This is a genomic window from Cryobacterium sp. TMT1-3 (assembly GCF_004402315.1).
GTDB lineage: Bacteria > Actinomycetota > Actinomycetes > Actinomycetales > Microbacteriaceae > Cryobacterium > Cryobacterium luteum.
This window is the reverse complement of the sequence record NZ_SOFW01000014.1, coordinates 26,867-42,187: the sequence shown is the minus strand read 5'-3', so window position 1 is coordinate 42,187 and position 15,321 is coordinate 26,867. Positions and strand designations below refer to the sequence as shown.

16 protein-coding genes and 1 pseudogene are annotated in these 15,321 nt (G+C 65.3%); 7 read left to right on the top strand and 10 right to left on the bottom strand.

Annotation, left to right across the window (positions count from 1 at the left end; all coding sequences use genetic code 11):
• Positions 1-407: 407 nt before the first annotated feature.
• On the bottom strand, positions 408-1,661 hold the full coding sequence (locus tag E3O25_RS04760) for a D-alanyl-D-alanine carboxypeptidase family protein (protein ID WP_166787737.1): 1,254 nt from the start codon (positions 1,659-1,661) through the stop codon (positions 408-410).
• 534 nt (positions 1,662-2,195) lie between these two features.
• Here E3O25_RS04760 and E3O25_RS17360 point away from each other — a divergent pair.
• The 4 genes and pseudogenes from E3O25_RS17360 to E3O25_RS17355 all read left to right on the top strand — a co-directional run.
• Positions 2,196-2,288 (top strand): transcriptional regulator, encoded by a 93-nt coding sequence (locus tag E3O25_RS17360; protein WP_241988494.1) that lies wholly within the window; start codon positions 2,196-2,198, stop codon positions 2,286-2,288.
• Between the two features lie 309 nt (positions 2,289-2,597).
• A complete protein-coding gene (locus E3O25_RS04750) occupies positions 2,598-3,353 on the top strand; it encodes a ZIP family metal transporter (protein WP_134360616.1) in 756 nt (251 codons plus the stop codon).
• Positions 3,346-3,846 (top strand): hypothetical protein, encoded by a 501-nt coding sequence (locus E3O25_RS04745; RefSeq protein ID WP_092107011.1) that lies wholly within the window; start codon positions 3,346-3,348, stop codon positions 3,844-3,846. Before E3O25_RS04750 ends, E3O25_RS04745 begins: the two co-directional genes overlap by 8 nt.
• A 71-nt stretch (positions 3,847-3,917) precedes the next feature.
• Positions 3,918-4,058: pseudogene (locus E3O25_RS17355) on the top strand (NAD(P)-dependent dehydrogenase); the annotation flags it as partial.
• 3 nt (positions 4,059-4,061) lie between these two features.
• Here E3O25_RS17355 and E3O25_RS04735 read toward each other — a convergent pair.
• The 4 genes from E3O25_RS04735 to E3O25_RS04720 all read right to left on the bottom strand — a co-directional run bounded on the left by E3O25_RS04735 (position 4,062) and on the right by E3O25_RS04720 (position 7,143).
• A complete protein-coding gene (locus tag E3O25_RS04735) occupies positions 4,062-5,060 on the bottom strand; it encodes an ABC transporter substrate-binding protein (protein ID WP_092107013.1) in 999 nt (332 codons plus the stop codon).
• Positions 5,057-5,920, bottom strand: coding sequence for an ABC transporter permease (locus E3O25_RS04730; protein ID WP_092107015.1), 864 nt, complete (start codon positions 5,918-5,920; stop codon positions 5,057-5,059). Before E3O25_RS04730 ends, E3O25_RS04735 begins: the two co-directional genes overlap by 4 nt.
• Complete coding sequence (locus E3O25_RS04725) at positions 5,917-6,705, bottom strand: ABC transporter ATP-binding protein (protein ID WP_134360585.1); 789 nt, start codon at positions 6,703-6,705, stop codon at positions 5,917-5,919. The genes E3O25_RS04730 and E3O25_RS04725 overlap by 4 nt, the downstream gene beginning before the upstream one ends.
• A gap of 219 nt (positions 6,706-6,924) precedes the next feature.
• Positions 6,925-7,143, bottom strand: a complete 219-nt coding sequence (locus E3O25_RS04720) for a hypothetical protein (RefSeq protein WP_092107019.1) — start codon at positions 7,141-7,143, stop codon at positions 6,925-6,927.
• 84 nt (positions 7,144-7,227) lie between these two features.
• On the opposite strand from E3O25_RS04720, the gene E3O25_RS04715 reads away from it, so the two are divergent.
• Positions 7,228-7,998 carry a hypothetical protein gene (locus E3O25_RS04715; RefSeq protein ID WP_092107021.1) on the top strand — a complete coding sequence of 257 codons (771 nt, stop codon included), beginning with the start codon at positions 7,228-7,230 and terminating at the stop codon, positions 7,996-7,998.
• On the opposite strand, the gene E3O25_RS04710 is transcribed toward E3O25_RS04715, so the two are convergent.
• On the bottom strand, positions 7,999-9,009 hold the full coding sequence (locus E3O25_RS04710; RefSeq protein ID WP_092107023.1) for an acyltransferase family protein: 1,011 nt from the start codon (positions 9,007-9,009) through the stop codon (positions 7,999-8,001). It abuts the gene before it with no gap.
• A 191-nt stretch (positions 9,010-9,200) separates the two neighbouring features.
• Between E3O25_RS04710 and E3O25_RS04705 the strand changes: the two genes are divergently transcribed.
• On the top strand, positions 9,201-9,545 hold the full coding sequence (locus tag E3O25_RS04705) for an HPF/RaiA family ribosome-associated protein (protein ID WP_134360584.1): 345 nt from the start codon (positions 9,201-9,203) through the stop codon (positions 9,543-9,545).
• A 104-nt stretch (positions 9,546-9,649) separates the two neighbouring features.
• On the opposite strand, the gene E3O25_RS04700 is transcribed toward E3O25_RS04705, so the two are convergent.
• From E3O25_RS04700 to E3O25_RS04685, 4 genes are all read right to left on the bottom strand, one after another.
• A complete protein-coding gene (locus tag E3O25_RS04700) occupies positions 9,650-10,870 on the bottom strand; it encodes a Dyp-type peroxidase (protein ID WP_092107027.1) in 1,221 nt (406 codons plus the stop codon).
• Positions 10,870-11,394 carry a copper chaperone PCu(A)C gene (locus E3O25_RS04695; protein ID WP_092107029.1) on the bottom strand — a complete coding sequence of 175 codons (525 nt, stop codon included), beginning with the start codon at positions 11,392-11,394 and terminating at the stop codon, positions 10,870-10,872. Before E3O25_RS04695 ends, E3O25_RS04700 begins: the two co-directional genes overlap by 1 nt.
• Positions 11,391-12,011, bottom strand: coding sequence for a copper resistance CopC family protein (locus E3O25_RS04690; RefSeq protein ID WP_092107031.1), 621 nt, complete (start codon positions 12,009-12,011; stop codon positions 11,391-11,393). The genes E3O25_RS04695 and E3O25_RS04690 overlap by 4 nt, the downstream gene beginning before the upstream one ends.
• A gap of 129 nt (positions 12,012-12,140) precedes the next feature.
• Positions 12,141-12,740, bottom strand: coding sequence for a hypothetical protein (locus E3O25_RS04685; RefSeq protein ID WP_092107033.1), 600 nt, complete (start codon positions 12,738-12,740; stop codon positions 12,141-12,143).
• Between the two features lie 181 nt (positions 12,741-12,921).
• On the opposite strand from E3O25_RS04685, the gene E3O25_RS04680 reads away from it, so the two are divergent.
• A complete protein-coding gene (locus E3O25_RS04680) occupies positions 12,922-15,279 on the top strand; it encodes a trehalase-like domain-containing protein (RefSeq protein ID WP_134360583.1) in 2,358 nt (785 codons plus the stop codon).
• Positions 15,280-15,321: the final 42 nt, after the last annotated feature.

Here is a 15,321-nt window from a genome sequence, read left to right as displayed (position 1 = left end):
TGATAATGGATTCAACCGGCAATACCGCCACTGAGCGTCAAGGGCCATGAGGAACTGCCCACTGGCGGTGGCAGCCAGCACTCGTGGGGGAGGTCGCCCGCTCGGCGCCGTCCTCGGTTCGGCAATTAATGCGTCCGATACCTCGCTTCACGCATGCTCCCCGGATCGTTTCAGGCTCCTGTAGATCGTCGTCACAGGCGTGGCATTGCGATCGTGGGGCGCCGGGCCGTCAGGTTCATGAAGTCGTCAGGTCGGTCGAGGCCCGAACTTCGTCCATTGTCCTTCGGAGACCACTTGGACGGAGCCGTCGACGACCTTTATGGCCGTCTGTTCGTCGGTGGCGTACCTCGAAGCGACCCGCCTTCGAGATCAACCCATCCGGCCGATCCCGAAGTCGGGTCGCGTTGCTACAAGGCTGGGTTGGTGAGGCGGTGCCAGGCGGTGGCGGGGGTGATGTCGGCGGCGAGCGTGAGCGGGACGCGGATCGACGTGCCTTGATCTTGTGAGGCCGCGCTGAGTGTGAATTCGAGCGAGCCGACAGTGGAACCGGTCAAGCCGTCCTCCAGGGACAGTGCTGTTGCCGTTGCTGTGACGGTTGTGCCTTTCCAGACGAGGGCCGACGCGTCTGTGCCGGCCACGACATCGCTGTTGTTCATGGCGCCGTTGATCCACTCGGGTGAGTACGCGCCCACACGATCACCTGCTGTGACGAGCTGGACGCGTTCGAAGGCGGGTGGAACGCTCGCGAGGACATCGAGGAGAGCCGCGTTGCGCTCTCGCCAGGTGTCTGCCCCGAGGATCGCTCCGACCACGGTGATGATCGTAGCGCCCACCGCTACTTCGGCCGAGAAGAGGATGCACGAGCCTGAATCGTAGTCGGTGCCGGTCTTCATGCCCGTGATTCCTGCCGTGCCGAGCAGGCTGTTGAGGTTTTCGATCTCTCCGATGTTGGGCAGTATCGCCGTCTTCTCGGACACGACTCCCGCCAGTACTGGGTTCGCAAGAGCCAGCTTGCCGATCTCGACCAGGTCCCTCGTGGTGCTCACGTTGGAGGCTCCGAGCCCGCTCGTGTTGGTAAGCGTGGTACCGGTGAGCCCATTATCGGCAAGCCACGTCCGGGTGGCGTCGAGGAATGCGTCGACGCTCCCGAATGCCCAGATCGCGAGTGTCTTGCTGTAGTTGTTGGCTGAGGGCAGCATCATCGCTTCCAGCACCTGCCGTTGCGTGAACACGGATCCGGAGACGACCGGTGCCCAGGAACCGTTTTCTGCGATCGTGTCGTCGAGCCATTGGACGTCGTCGTCGGTGATGTGGATGTCCGGACCATTCTCGCCGGCGACGATGGGCTTGTGCTCCAACACGACGAGCGAGGTGATCATCTTTGCGAGGCTTGCAATCGGGAAGGGGTCTTCGCCGCCGCTAGAACTCAGGACGCCGTCGAACCCAACCGCGCCGAGCGCTCCACGGCCGACCGACGGCCAGGCGATCTGCGCGGCAGCGCCTGTTTCGATGACCGGTGCTGTGAGTGTGGCGGTCGTGGTCGGCATCGGCTGGGTGAGCGCAGCCGTGCTGTACCCAGCGGAGCCCAGGACGACGACCGCGACGACTGCCGCAATGAATCGACGGCGGCGAACCGGCCGCACCGAGCGTGTGGAATCCATCAGACAACTATCACACGAACGAAGCAGCAGCCCCGCAGCGCCCCTTGGTGTCGCAGCACCTAAAAGCATTGAGGGCCCAACAACCAGCCCGAGGATCGATCCGGTATTTTGTGACAACTTGAATGAAGTCCACCTTATTGCTGTCTGTCGTTTCGTTCGTTTCGTTCGATTCGTGGCAGTTGAGATCTGTGCCGCGTCGTCACCGAGATACCCGTCGAGGGAACGCCCGTGGCATAGCAGCGCGATGACTTCGGCGAGGCACGAGGCAACAGCTCGCTGAGCGCTCACCGAAAACGGCCCGTAAGACGTTCGGCGGATTCAACCGGTCGTCGCAACGATGGTCGCGGCGTGAAGCCGACCAGTGTTGACATCAGGTAGTGGACCGACGTTGAAAACCCGCGGCAACATTTTGGCAACATTTGAACGAAATTGCATCGGTTTCCAGGTTGCCGGTTGGGCCTCGCCGGCGACTGGGAGACGAGAGTTTTCACCGAGACTGGCCAGTCGGTGCGCAGTGCTGACGGGTGCACAATGATGCCGCGCACATCCCTGACGCTGACCCGCCACGGCCGCGCCGCCTGGAAGACCCACCTCGCCGCGCTCACCGAAATCACCGGACAGGAATGAACCCGACGCTACGCAGTCTCGTCAGAGTGCTCCAGGTGTCTCGTAGGTCAAGAGTGGGCACTTCGAGGAGAATTTTCGCTCTGCGCGGGGTACATCCGACGAAGAGGCCTCGCGCGTAGATGTCGTGCCCAACGAACCAGCTGGATCGTGAACAGTTCGCCGGTTGAATTTGGTCTAGATTTAGGTGCCGCCGGTGCACGTCTCGTTGGACAGCATCCGCGCTGCGAAGTCCTTTGTCGCCAACGCATGCAGCCCGGTAACGAACCAGGAAAACAGGAACAGCGACCGGAATCTGGAAGGGTTGAGACCATGCCGGTTTGGCTGCAGGCTCTATTTTGGGGAACGCTTGCCGGCGCGGCATTGGTCCTTGGTTCTGCGTTGGCGTGGTGGTGGAGCATTCCCGCTAAGTTCGTTTCCCTGATCATGTCTTTTGGTGCGGGTGTGCTGATTTCGGCGCTTGCCTTCGATTTAGTTGACGAAGCCGCCAGAGGCGGGGGCCTGTGGCCTACCGCGACCGGTTTCCTGGCTGGTGCGGTGGCCTTCGTTACAGCGAACGCACTTCTCGCACAGCGGGGAGCCAAACACCGGAAACGCTCCGGAGGGAAGCAGCCCTCTGAAAAGGAGAGTCCGGGCAGCGGGACGGCAATTGCGGTTGGTGCCCTCCTGGACGGCATCCCTGAATCCGTCGTCCTGGGGCTGGGACTTGTTGCGGGGGGTGCGGTCAGCCCGGCAATCTTGGCTGCCATCTTCATTTCCAACGTGCCGGAAGGTCTCTCCAGCACGGCGGGAATGAAGAAAGCCGGCCGGAGCGCCGGTTACGTGTTTGGAGTTTGGGGAGGGATTGCTGTCGTCTCGGGGGTCGCCTCCCTTGTCGGCTATGTCAGTTTGCAAAGCGCCTCGGTCGGACTTATCGCGTTCATCACAGCCACGGCTGCGGGAGCCATCCTGGCCATGCTTGCCGACACGATGATTCCCGAGGCCTTCGAGGAACATCACATGTTGACGGGACTTTTCGCCGCTGTGGGATTTTTGACCGCGTTCACAATCAGTCGGGTCGGTGCCTAGGGCACCTGGCAGCCAAGCGAAGAGTTCCCTGATTTCCGCGCTGGTCGCTGGCGCAGGGGCCGCCGTCGGGCTCGGAACCCAAGCGGATCCCAGGCAGGCTGCCGACGCCGCAGCCGAGAACGCCTCGACTGTGGGCCTAGTCGGAGGGATCGCCCTGATCGTCGTGGTCTTCGTCTCCTACCTGTGCGGTGGCTACGTAGCGGGCAGAATGGCGCGCTTCAGCGGAGCGAAGCAGGGCGTCGCCGTGTGGCTGTGGGCTCTGATCATCGCAGTTGTGCTCGCCATCGTTGGAGCGATCGCGGGTAGCCAGATGAACATCCTCGCCAACCTCAACAGCTTTCCACGCATCCCCATCAACGAAGGCAACCTCGCCCTCAGCAGCGTTCTCACGGCCATCGCAATCGCGCTGGTCAGCCTCGGCGGCGCCGTCCTCGGCGGTGTCGCGGGAATGCGTTTTCACCGCAAGGTCGACAGGGTCGGCCTCGGAACTTGAGTGGACAAGAACACGAAGCTCAGCCCGCACACCTGCGTGTCCATGGTTGAAGTATCGAACAAAGAGGAAAAACGTCCTGGCCCGACAAGCTGCCCACTTTCGGCCAGGACACCCCCGCTCGGTCGGGCCGGTCAGCCCGCCGAACTGGCCGCAGCTGAAGCGTCCTTATCTCGGGCGCCATTCTGCCGGTCACGGGCGGACGCGGCTTCTAGCGGTCAGGAGTTTTGTGCGAAGGTTGCGTTGATGTAGTCGGCCTCGGGAATGGGTTCGGGGTAGATGATCGCTCCCAGTTCCATCCACATGCGCTCCATCGCAGCGAGCTGCTCCGGCAGCGGTGCGAGGTCGGGCAGCCAACGGTACAGCGGCACCGCCGACACCTGCTCGGCCGTCTGGCCGGTCGCGGCCGCGATGATGCCCAGGTTTTCGTCGCTGTAGCGGTCGTCACCCTGCAGGTCCTGCGCGCCCCGGGTCAGTGCGGTGAAGAACTTCTGGGCGAGATCCGACGACGCGAAGTCTCCGCCGTAGATGACGCCGGTGCCGGATGTTCCGGCGGGCGACGTCCACAGGCTCACCGCGGTGCCGTCGTCAACGGGCATGTTCCAGAACGGCGCCGACGCGAACGCGGCGTCGATGCTGCCGTTGGCCAGGGCGGTGGGCATGTCGGGATTGCCGAGGGTGACCAGTTCGACGTCGGTGATCGAGAGTCCGGCTTTTTCCAGGGCCATACCCACATAGAAGGCGCCGGTTCCGCCGGCGCCGCCGGCCACGGCGACCTTGCGTCCTTCCAGATCCGCGACATCGGTGATCGTGCCGTCATCGACGAGCTTCTTCGACGCGATGAGCGCCGAGGGCGGTTCTTCTTCGTCTCCGGCCGAGACACCCATGGAGCCGACGACCTTCACGTCGAGGCCGGTTTCGACCGCGCTGAACAGTCCGGCCGAGAAACCGGACACTACGACGTCGAGCTTGCCGCTCGCGGCGAGCGGTACGGCGTCCTGTCCCGACTTGATCGCCTCCAGCTTGAGCTCGATACCTTCGTCTTCGAAGTAGCCCTTGGCGTCGGCAACGTAGAGCGGCGAGAAGATCGCGAGCTGAACGTGACCCACGTTCACCGTCTGCAGGTCTCCCGACGCGGCCGGGGCATCCGTTGCGGTGCAGCCCGACAGCGCCAGCCCAACCAGCGACACTGCTGCGATGATTCTCAGTTTCTTCACTTTTTTGTTTCCTTTTTCTTGAGGCTGTTCGAATTACGCCATGGAAGGAGCACCCGTTCCAGCACGATAATGAGCCCGGTGACGAGCGCGCCGATGACCGAGACAACGATCAGGCCGACGAACATCGTGGCGGGCTGAAACAGCTGCCACGAGTTCCAGATGAGATAGCCGAGACCGTTGTTGGAGGCGACGAACTCCACCGCTGTGACGACGATCACCGACATGCCGGCGGCGACGCGTAGCCCGGTCATGATGGCCGGCGCGGCGGCCGGAAGCAGCACGTTCAGAAACAGGCGGATGCCGGTGGCCTTGTAGGCGCGCGCCGATTCCAGGATGCGGGGGTCGATCTGCGTGATGCCGGCCAGGGTATTGATCTGCACGACGAAGAACACCGAGATGGCCACGGCGAGGATCTTCGGCGTCTCGGTGAGGCCGAAGATGAGCAGCAAAAGCGGCAGGATGGCGATCTTCGGCAGCGCATACAGTGCGGTGAAGGTCGGGCTCAGCGCCGCTCGAATCGGCCGCACGACGCCCATGATGAGCCCGGCGAACACACCAAGAATCGAGCCGGCGACGAAGCCCAGGGCGAGGCGACCGACCGTGGCCCCGATATGCACGGCCAGCGAACCATCGGCGACCATTTCGGCACCCCGCTCGGCGATGGCACTGGGCGGGCTGAATAGTCGGGAATCGAGCACACCGGTAGCGGCAGCGAGCTCCCAGAGCGCGAGCAGCACGATGGGGGTGAGGATGGCGAGGCCGAGGTCGCGAGCGCGCAGTCGCTGTTCCCGCCTGAATTCCTGGTCGATGGCCTGATCGAGTTCGCTGGTACGACGGGCGACAGTCTCGGTGACGGTCATTTGAAGCTCATCGAGGCTTGAACCTCATCGCGCAGCGATTCCCAAATATCCTGTTTCATGCGGGCGAACTCCGGGCTGGCCTCCATGGCGACACTGCGCGGGCGACCGAACGGCACGTCGATGATCTCCTTCACGCGGCCCGGCCGGGCCGACATCACCACGATCTGATCACCGAGCAGCAGGGCCTCCTCGATCGAGTGGGTGACCAGCACCACGGTCTTGCGTTCAACCTCCCACAGCCGAACCAGCTGCTCCTGCATGAGGATGCGGGTCTGAGCGTCGAGGGCGCCGAGCGGTTCGTCCATCAGCAGTGACGGCGAGCCGGTCGCGAACGCGCGCGCGATGGCGATGCGCTGCCGCATCCCGCCGGAGAGCTGTTGCGGGTAGGCGTCTTCGAAGCCGGTCAGGCCGACCTCGGCGATCCAATTGCGGGCTTCGCTCTCGCGCTGTCTTTTCGACACCGCGGCCATCTTCTGGCCGAACGCCACGTTCTCCAGCACGTTGAACCACGGAAACACGCCGTGTTCCTGAAACACGAAGGCCGAGCGCGGTACCCGGGTCGGCTCGAAGTTAATCTGCACGTCACCCGAGGTGGCTGTCTCGAGGCCGCCGAGAATGCGCAGCAGCGTGGACTTGCCGCATCCGCTCGGGCCGACGATGCAGGTGAACGAGCCTTTTTTCAGGTTCAGGTTGATGTCGCTCAGCGCATGAACCTGCCCCGAGCCGCCGAAAACCTTGGAGAGGTGGCGTACAACAAAGGCGTACTGGCCCGGGGAGTCAGTCATTGCTGTTCCTGTCTGTGTCACGAAGCCAAAGAATGGTGGTTGCCCAACGCTGACGACAGGCCGATGTCGGCGCGGGACCAGCCGGAAGCCAGGAGCGACGGGTCTGTGTCACTGGCAGCGAACATCCGTTCGGCGAAACGTTCGGAATCGCCCTCGGACCTCCAGCCTATTGCAGCGTCGCCCCTGCCTGGCGGACCCTCGAGCAGACCCGCTCTGGTGTTAGGTGGGCTCTTCTTCGTTGGCGCGTGTTTCGACCCAGTCGACGTCGTCATCGGAGAGGTACGTGCCGGGTTGATCCGTTTCACTGTCCGGGTCGATCTCACCGCCGGCTCTGGCGATTTCGGAGACGAACTCGGGCGGCACGGCGTCACCGTTGTTCTGCATCAGCCACTCCCGCGTCGACGGCATCAGCTTGGGCCACCACAGCTCGATATCCATACGGCGCAGTCTGCCACGACGGCTGATGCTGCGCGACGGGGCGTCCGCGCGGGAGTGTGCCTGCACGATCGATAAACTCAAAGCATGTCAGACCAGCACTTCGAGCAGGATGAAACCCTGCGCCTGCCGACCATCCAGTTTCGCGTCGTACTCGATCTGGGACCCCGGCTCGCCGCGGCCGTCACCCTGCCCCCGGAGCTGGCGCATCCCGACCTGTTTGCTGACCGTGACGACGAGGGCGGGGCGCTCAATCTGAGCATCGACTATGACAGCGGCCAGTTGCACGTGCTGCTCGACGAGGCCGGACCCAGCTTTCACTACCACGGCACGAGCGACCCGTTCGAGAGCCCCTGGCCGGCCGACCAGACCGAAAAACTGCTCGAGTGGGCGCTTATTCTGGTGCAGGCGGTCGACGCCCTCGATGATCTGCTCGACTCGATCTTCGAGGCCGCCGAGTGGTTCGAGCAGGGCCTCACACTGTACGTTCCCGAGACCGAACCGACCCAGCTCGAACTGATCGAGGTCGGTATCATCGGTGAGCTGCTGACGCTGCCCTGGCTCGGTTCCGGCCGGGTCGATCACGAGCACATCGACGGCGACAACCACCCGATTGCCCTGCTCTGGAACATGAACAATGCTGACCCCGACACGCCGATAGCCCGGGCCTGGCTCGACCCGGAGACCGGTGAGCCGCGCACAGCCGCCGAACCGGGGGTGGACTGGAACGCCGTTGCCATGAGCGAAGATGAAGTTCTGCAGTGGCTCGTCGGCATCTACACCAACCACCATGTGGCGCCGACGCCGGAGGCGCAGATCATGCGCGCGGCGCTCGAACGCATGGGCGGCATCAGCTGATCAGCCCCTGCGCGGGCCACGGGTCAGCCAGGCGAGCAGGCGCTCGATTGGCCCCTTGCCCAGGAACTGTCGCCACAGACCGGCACCGAGCAGGGTGAGCAGGAGCATCCCGACGAGCAGCGGCCAGCCGGGATAGTCGATCTCGGTGCCACCGGCGACCACGGCCAGGGCGAGAATCTGCACCGTATAAATGGTGAGCGCCATCGAACCGGTTGCAGCGATCGGCGAGAGGATGCCGCGCAGGCTCCGTGCCGGGGCCTCACGTTCCACGGCTGTGAGCCAGAGCAGCGCAGCGATGAGCATTACGGCGAGTCCGCCCGAGCCGAGCACTTCGGCGATGGAGCCGGAATGGGCCTGCGCGCTGATGCCCGGTACGACGACCGCCGCGCCGTACCCGGCGACCGCCGCTGACGCACCCGCCCCGACCAGGGCCACCTGCGTTCTCGGCCGGGCCAGGTCGGAGCGCGCGATGATGAGACCAGCGAGCAGAAACGGCATCCAGATGAGCACCGGGTAGGTACCGTTCAGAAAGAAGTAGTCGACGAAGTAACTGATCGGGGGCGCACCGGCATCCACTTCATTCTGGGCGGCGCCGAGCAACGGCGCGCCGACCAGAAAGATGACGCCGATCACGCCGAGCAGCCACCGGTGTAGAAAGAGCATCGGAATGAGCAGCAGGAACATGAGGGCGTAGAAGTGCAGGATAACGGCCACGCCGCTGTTCAGGCTCGAGAGCAGCACGCCGAGCAGGAACAGGAAAAGGGCACGGATCAGGATGCCGATGACGCGATCGGAGCGCTGGCCGCGCAGGAGTGGATGCGCCGACCCGGTCATGATGCCGAGCGATACCCCGGCGAGGGTCGCGAACAGAATCGACGAGCGGCCGTCGACGAACAGTTCGGCGTCTCCTGCGCGCGGGACGGCGTGAGCGACGAACATGCCGATGATCGCGAGGCCGCGTGCGATGTCGATGGCGACGACCCGGTCACTCACTTGCGGCCTGGTCTGCATGCACACAGGCTACGGCTTCGTGAGGCGAATCACCCGAGCGCCTTGATGCTTTCGGCCAGCGTTCCCGCAGCGTCGAGAGCCAGCGTCGTGGTCATCTGCAGCCGGGCTCTCTGGCGAGCGGATGCGGCGGCCGTACCGGGCCAGGAGCGGGGAGCGGTAGCCTTAAGTCAGAAGCAATTAGAGGAGTGATAATGCAGGTCATCGTGAACACCGACAGCAACGTCAACGGCACCGAGCGGGTCGCCGGAGCGCTTGAAACCATCGTCGAAGAATCCCTCGCACGCTACGGCGAACGTTTGACCCGGGTTGAGGTTCACCTCATCGATGGCAGCGCCGGACGCAGCAGCACCGACGACTTCAAGTGCACCCTCGAGGTTCGCCCGGCCGGTGGAACGCCGGTCGTCGTGACCGAGAACGCCAACGCCGTCGAGGAAGCCCTGACCGGTGCCCTGCACAAGATGAAGAGCCTGCTCGAGACCCACTTCGGCAAGCTGGATGCCCGCAAGGGCAACCTCCCGATGGGTGAGGTCATCTAACCGCGGCATCCGCTTTGGTGGCCCGTGTTTGAGAAGGTGGCACGTGTTCAAACCAGTGCCATCTTCTCAAACACGGGCCACGAGCGCGTAGGGGGCCGGCCGGCTCAGAACAGCGTGTCACCGATGTAGCTGCCAGCGGCGCAGCCCGGCGGGATGGCAAAGACGGCCGACCCGATCGGCGTGGTCCACTCGTTCAGCAGGTCGAGAGCGTCGAGGCGACGCTGGATCGGCACGAACTGGGCGTCCACATCCGCTTGAAAGGTAATGAACAGAAGCCCGGAATTGGACACGCTGTCATTGGTGGGCAGGTCGTCGTAGTTGTAGCCGCGGCGCAGGATGCGTTCGTCGGGGTTCTCGCTGCGGGCGCGGCGCAGATGGGAGAACTCCGGGATCACCGGAAAACCGATTGCGGTCTTCGCGTCGAAATCGGGTTCATCCGTTTCGTTGACGCCGGTGAGCGGCGCGCCGTTGCTCAAGGTTCGCCCAACGGATGCCTCCCGCCCGGATCGGTCGAGCTTGTCCCACTTGTCGAGTTGCATGGCCACCCGCCGCAACACGAACCCGGTTCCGCCGTGCAGCCAGGTCGGGTTGCCGGCATAACCCCAGACCAATCGTTCGAAATCGGGGGTACCCGGCACGAAGTTGACGGTGCCGTCGACCTGGCCGAACAGGTTGCGCATGGTGGTTCCGGGCTTGACCGAGCCGGGCGCCCGCCGAAAGCCGCTCTGAACCCAGCGCACGGTGCCGAAGGAGCGGCTGTCTTTGAGCAGCATGCGGGTGGCGTGCGCCACGGTGAGGGAATCGTCGGCCGCGATCTGCAACAGCAGGTCACCGTCGGCCCAGGCCGGGTCGAGCCGGTCGATGCCGAAAGCGGGCAGCGGTCGCAGCCAGCTCGGCGCGGTGCCGCCGGCCATCGCCACGAGGTTCGCGCCGAAGCCGAACGTGACGGTGAGCCTGGCCGGTGCGACGGCGAGTTCGGGTTCGGAGTCGGCGAGCGCCGCCTCGCCCTGGCTGAGCCGGGCGGCGTCGCTCGTGAGAATCTTCAGGAGCCGGCGCAGCGCCGGGGCGTCGGTTCCGGGGGCCAGGTCGAGTGCGATCAGTGTCGCGTTGCTCTGCGGCACGGTGTCGATTCCGGCCTGGTGCACCCCGTAGAACGGCACGGTCTGCGAGCCGTTGAGGGGCTCAGCGACGGCCTGCGGGGCCTCTCGGGTGGCGAGGTCGATGCCGACCGCGCCGACGGCGCCGATCCCGGCCGCGGCACCTCCCAGAAGGAGATGCCGCCGGCTGAGACGACGACCAGCGGATGCCTGCTGATCGCCGGACATTACTTGTTATAGCTCTCGTTGGCGCCCGAGTAGTCCTTGGCCGGGGCCGTGAACTCGAAGGTTGAACCGTCGGAGAGGGTGAGGGTGAAGGTCTGCTCGGCGCCAGCGACGAGGGGCTCGGTCAGCTTCATCATCATGAGGTGATTGGCGCCGGGGGCCAGCTCGTAGGAACCATTGGCAGGAACGATGAAGCCGCCCTCTTTCTGCTGCATGACCATGGCTCCCGAGTCGTCTTCGATCGTCTCGTGCAGCTCGATCATGGTCGCCGCCGGCGACATGGCCGAAACGATGTTGATGTCGGTGTCACTCGAGTTCGTCAGGGTGCCGAACGCGGCGCTCATTCCTGTTTCGGCGGACTTGACCCACGGATCGGTGATGGTGAGGCTCGTGGCCGCCGTGGTCTCGACCGCGGTGTCGGTCGTGGCTGCCGGAGCCGCGGTGTCGGTCGTGCTGGCACAGCCCGCGAGGGTGAGGAGCGCGGCGACGGCGACGATGAGAATGCGAGGGGTGGTGGTGAGAGTCATTGTTCTGTCTTTTCTGTAGTGGGAAAAGTGCGTGCAGCGGATGCTGCGTGGCGCCGGGTCAGCGCCAGGATGCCGAGAAAGAGTCCGAGGCCGACGACGGCACCGAGAAGCGCGGTGACGCCGACGGGCAGCCCGGCCGGGGACGGTGCGGACGCGGCCATGCTCGGATCGGGGGCAGTGCTGACAGCGGGCGTGGCGGCATCCGTCGTGGGTGCTGCCGACGCGCCGGAGCCGACGCTGAAGTCGAACGTGCCGGAGATGGGATGCCCGTCGGCCGAGACGACCCGCCAGCGCACCTGGTAGCCGCCGTCCGGCAGGGCCGGGTCGACGGCCACGGAGGCCGTCGGACCGTCGAGGGCAGGTTCGCCTTGCGCCCAGTCGGTGCCCGCCGAATCAACGACGAGCATGATCGCGCCAAGCTGCATGATGTCGTCGGTGAACCGCATTGATACCGTGGCCGGTGCCAGATCGACGTGTTCGGTGTTGGATGGCACGGTGGCGAGCACCGAGTCGTGGGCGCTTGCGGCCGGTGCGGCACCGCCGATCGCGAACGTCGCGGCGAGTGCGAGAGCCCCGAGACCGGCCAGGAGCCGGTTTCGGGCAGGAAAATGGTGCATGCTGTGCCTCCGAAAAGGTCGCGAGAAGGGTGGGTGCTTCGTGGCACGGGTTTGGGCTCGGGGCACTGGTTCAAACCAGTGCCGGCTTCTCAAATGAGTGCCGCGAGCGGATGCGCGCGGGCGCGCCGGTTAGACGGCTGTGGGCGCGGCGGGCGGGCCGCGGTGTCGCATTGGCGACAGCAGCACGGCCAGATCAAACGGAATGAAGGTGAGGTGCCGAGCGGCGCGCACGAGAACGCTCCTCGGCGTCGGCAACACGATGCCCAGGGCGATGATCACGGCCACCAGGGCGGTGCGCGCCAGCTCGACCAAAGCCCAGAAGGTGCGCTCGCCGCGGCGCAACGCCACGATCGTGACGACCGCCGCAACAGCGTGGGCCAGCCACATCCAGTCCATAGCGGGCGAGACCGGCGCAGCGGATGCCGCCCCCACGATCACGGTCGCCGCTCCGTGATGCCCGGCCACGGTCATCGAGCCGGCCGATCCGCCGAGCCCGAACAGCAGGTGGAACAGCACCTGGCTGAACCCCACCGACAGGGTGAGCCGCACGAGCGAGAGATTCTTGCCGGCGAGCGCCACGCTGACCATGCCGGCGAAGGCGAGCGCTATCGCGATACTGACCGGGGCGGGGGCATGCCCACCGGCGGCCACGTGAGAGAGGGCGGCGACGAGCACGGCCACGGCGGCGGTCAGCCAGCCGCGCACGAATCGCGCCCACCTCGTTGCCATGTCATCCACCTGCCGGATTCGCCGCACACTGAGTGTGGTCGCGCCTACAGGCTAGCGGATGCCGCAGCCTCGCCCCGACGGAACCCTCGCGCCAAAAGGTGGAGCGGACATCCGCAAATGGTAACGTCGCCTAGGTCTAGCAACTGGTTTGACGGTCGACGCCTCCTGCAAGGAATCTCAGATGCCCCATCGCATGAATCTTTCCAAAAATCTTCCACGAACATTGACGGGGCTGTCAGCTGAGATCCTGCAGGACCTGCAGCAGCTCGCGCGCACGCCCTCACTGCTGGTGGCCTGCAACTACGGCGGCACGCTCTCGCACCACGTCGCTTCCGACGTTCCGTCGGTGCTGCTGGCCGAGTCGGCGACCGCCCTGCGCGCCCTCGCTGCCCTGCCCAACACCCACACGGCCGTCATGTCGGGCCGCCCGCTGCGGGACCTCGCCGCGGATTCCCGCCTGCCCCGCGAAGTGCACCTGGTCGGGTCGAACGGTGCCGAGTTCGACTCGGAATTCTTTGACGCCCCGGAGCCGGCCGACGATTCCCAACACTCCGGTGTGGCACTGGATCGCCTGCGCACCCGGCTCGGCGTCAGCGCCGCCTTCTTCGCCGGCGACGCCGAGAGCGACGAAATGGCCATGAACACCCTGCACGGCCCGGACCTCGGCATTCGCATCGGCGACGGCGAGTCCGTCGCCGACCATCGCATCAGCGGTCCGGAAATGCTCGCCCAGATGCTCGCTCTGCTGTTCGAGCTTCGGAAGGACTGGCTGTTCGGCCAGCACGTCGTTGCCATCGAACGCCACTCCATGCTCGGCGACGGCACCTCGACAGCCCTCGTCACGCCGGAAGCGCGCATCTGCTGGATGACGCATCCGCTGCCCGACTCTGGCTCGTTGTTCGCGAGCATTCTCGGCAGCGAAGAGGCCGGGCATTTCTCGATCGAACCGGTGAAGAAGAGCCGGGTGCTCGGCCAGCGCTACGTCGACAACACCATGATCGTTGAAACCCGCTGGGCCGACGTCACCGTGACCGACTACATTGAACCCTCGCCGCTCGGCATCACCAACCTGGTGCGCAAGCTCACCGGCACCGGTCTGGCCCGCATCGTGTTCGCGCCGCGACCCGACTACGCCGTCGCCTACTTCAACATGCACGCCGGCACAGGCATCGTCACGCTCACCGGCATTCCTGACCCGATCGTGCTCACGGCGGCGGGTGTCGAGTTCACCGTCAGGAGCGACGGCCGCAACGAAACAGCGACCGCCGTCGTCGACCTGTCGCAGGGCGCTGTCATGCTCAACCTGCGCTGCGGCGACACCGAGCCCTATCAAGCGGATGCCGCCGGTGAAGCCACGCGGCGCGGCGCGGTCATGAATGACTCGCGTGCGTGGGTGAATTCGTTGTCGCTGCCGAGCGTGAAGCCCTCGCTCGTGGGCCGTTCAGCGCTGGTGCTTCGGGCCCTGTGCTATGAACCGACCGGTGCGGTGCTCGCCGCCTCGACCACCTCGCTGCCCGAGGGTATCGGCGGCACCCGCAACTGGGACTACCGCTACTGCTGGCTGCGTGACGGCTCGATGACGGTCAAGGCGCTTGTCGACCTCGGCTCGAGCGACGAAGCCGACGGGTTTTTGCGCTGGCTCTCCGGGGTCGTGGACGACAGTCCCGGCGCGCAGTGGCTGCATCCGCTCTACTCGGTCACCGGCTCGTCGCTGTCGACCGAGGCGAGCCTCGAGTCGCTGCCCGGCTACGCCGGCTCCCGCCCGGTACGCATTGGAAACGCCGCCGACAATCAGGTGCAGATCGACGTGTTCGGCCCGGTCGCCGAACTGATCGACACGCTCAGCGCCCGGCAGGGTACCCTCTCGGACTTTCAGTGGCACCTGCTCACCGAGATGGTCGACGCCGTCACGAGTCGCTGGCAGGAACCCGACCATGGAATCTGGGAAGCCAGGCGTTCGCCGCGGCACCATACCTACACGAAGACCATGTGCTGGGTGACCGTGGACCGGGCCATCCGCACCGCCGAACGGCATGGGCGCGAGGTGGGCGAGGACTGGGTTCTGCTCGCCGCCACCATTCGCGAGGAGGTGCTGAGCGAGGGGTGGAGTGAGGAAGCCCAGTCCTACACCGTGGCCTACGACAGCCCCGACCTCGATGCCGCCGTGCTGCACATCGGTCTGTCCGGACTGCTCGACGTGACCGATGAGCGCTTTCAGTTGACCGTGAGTGCGGTGGAGCGCGAACTGCGCGTGGGGCCCACGGTGTTCCGCTACCGCTACGACGACGGCCTGCCCGGCCTCGAGGGCGGCTTTCATATCTGCACCACCTGGTTGATCGAGGCCTACGTGCTCACCGGGCGCCTTGACGAGGCCGAAGCCCTGTTCAATCAGCTGATCGCCCTGGCCGGCCCGACCGGGCTGCTCTCTGAAGAGTTCGACCCGGCCACCGAAACCCACCTGGGCAACCACCCGCAGGCCTACTCGCACCTCGGCTTCATTCGCTGCGCGCAGCTGCTGGACGAGTGTCGTCAGCGCTGAATCCGAGTGCCCGGTCGCGGGCTGTGTGCGAGTGCGCCGTGA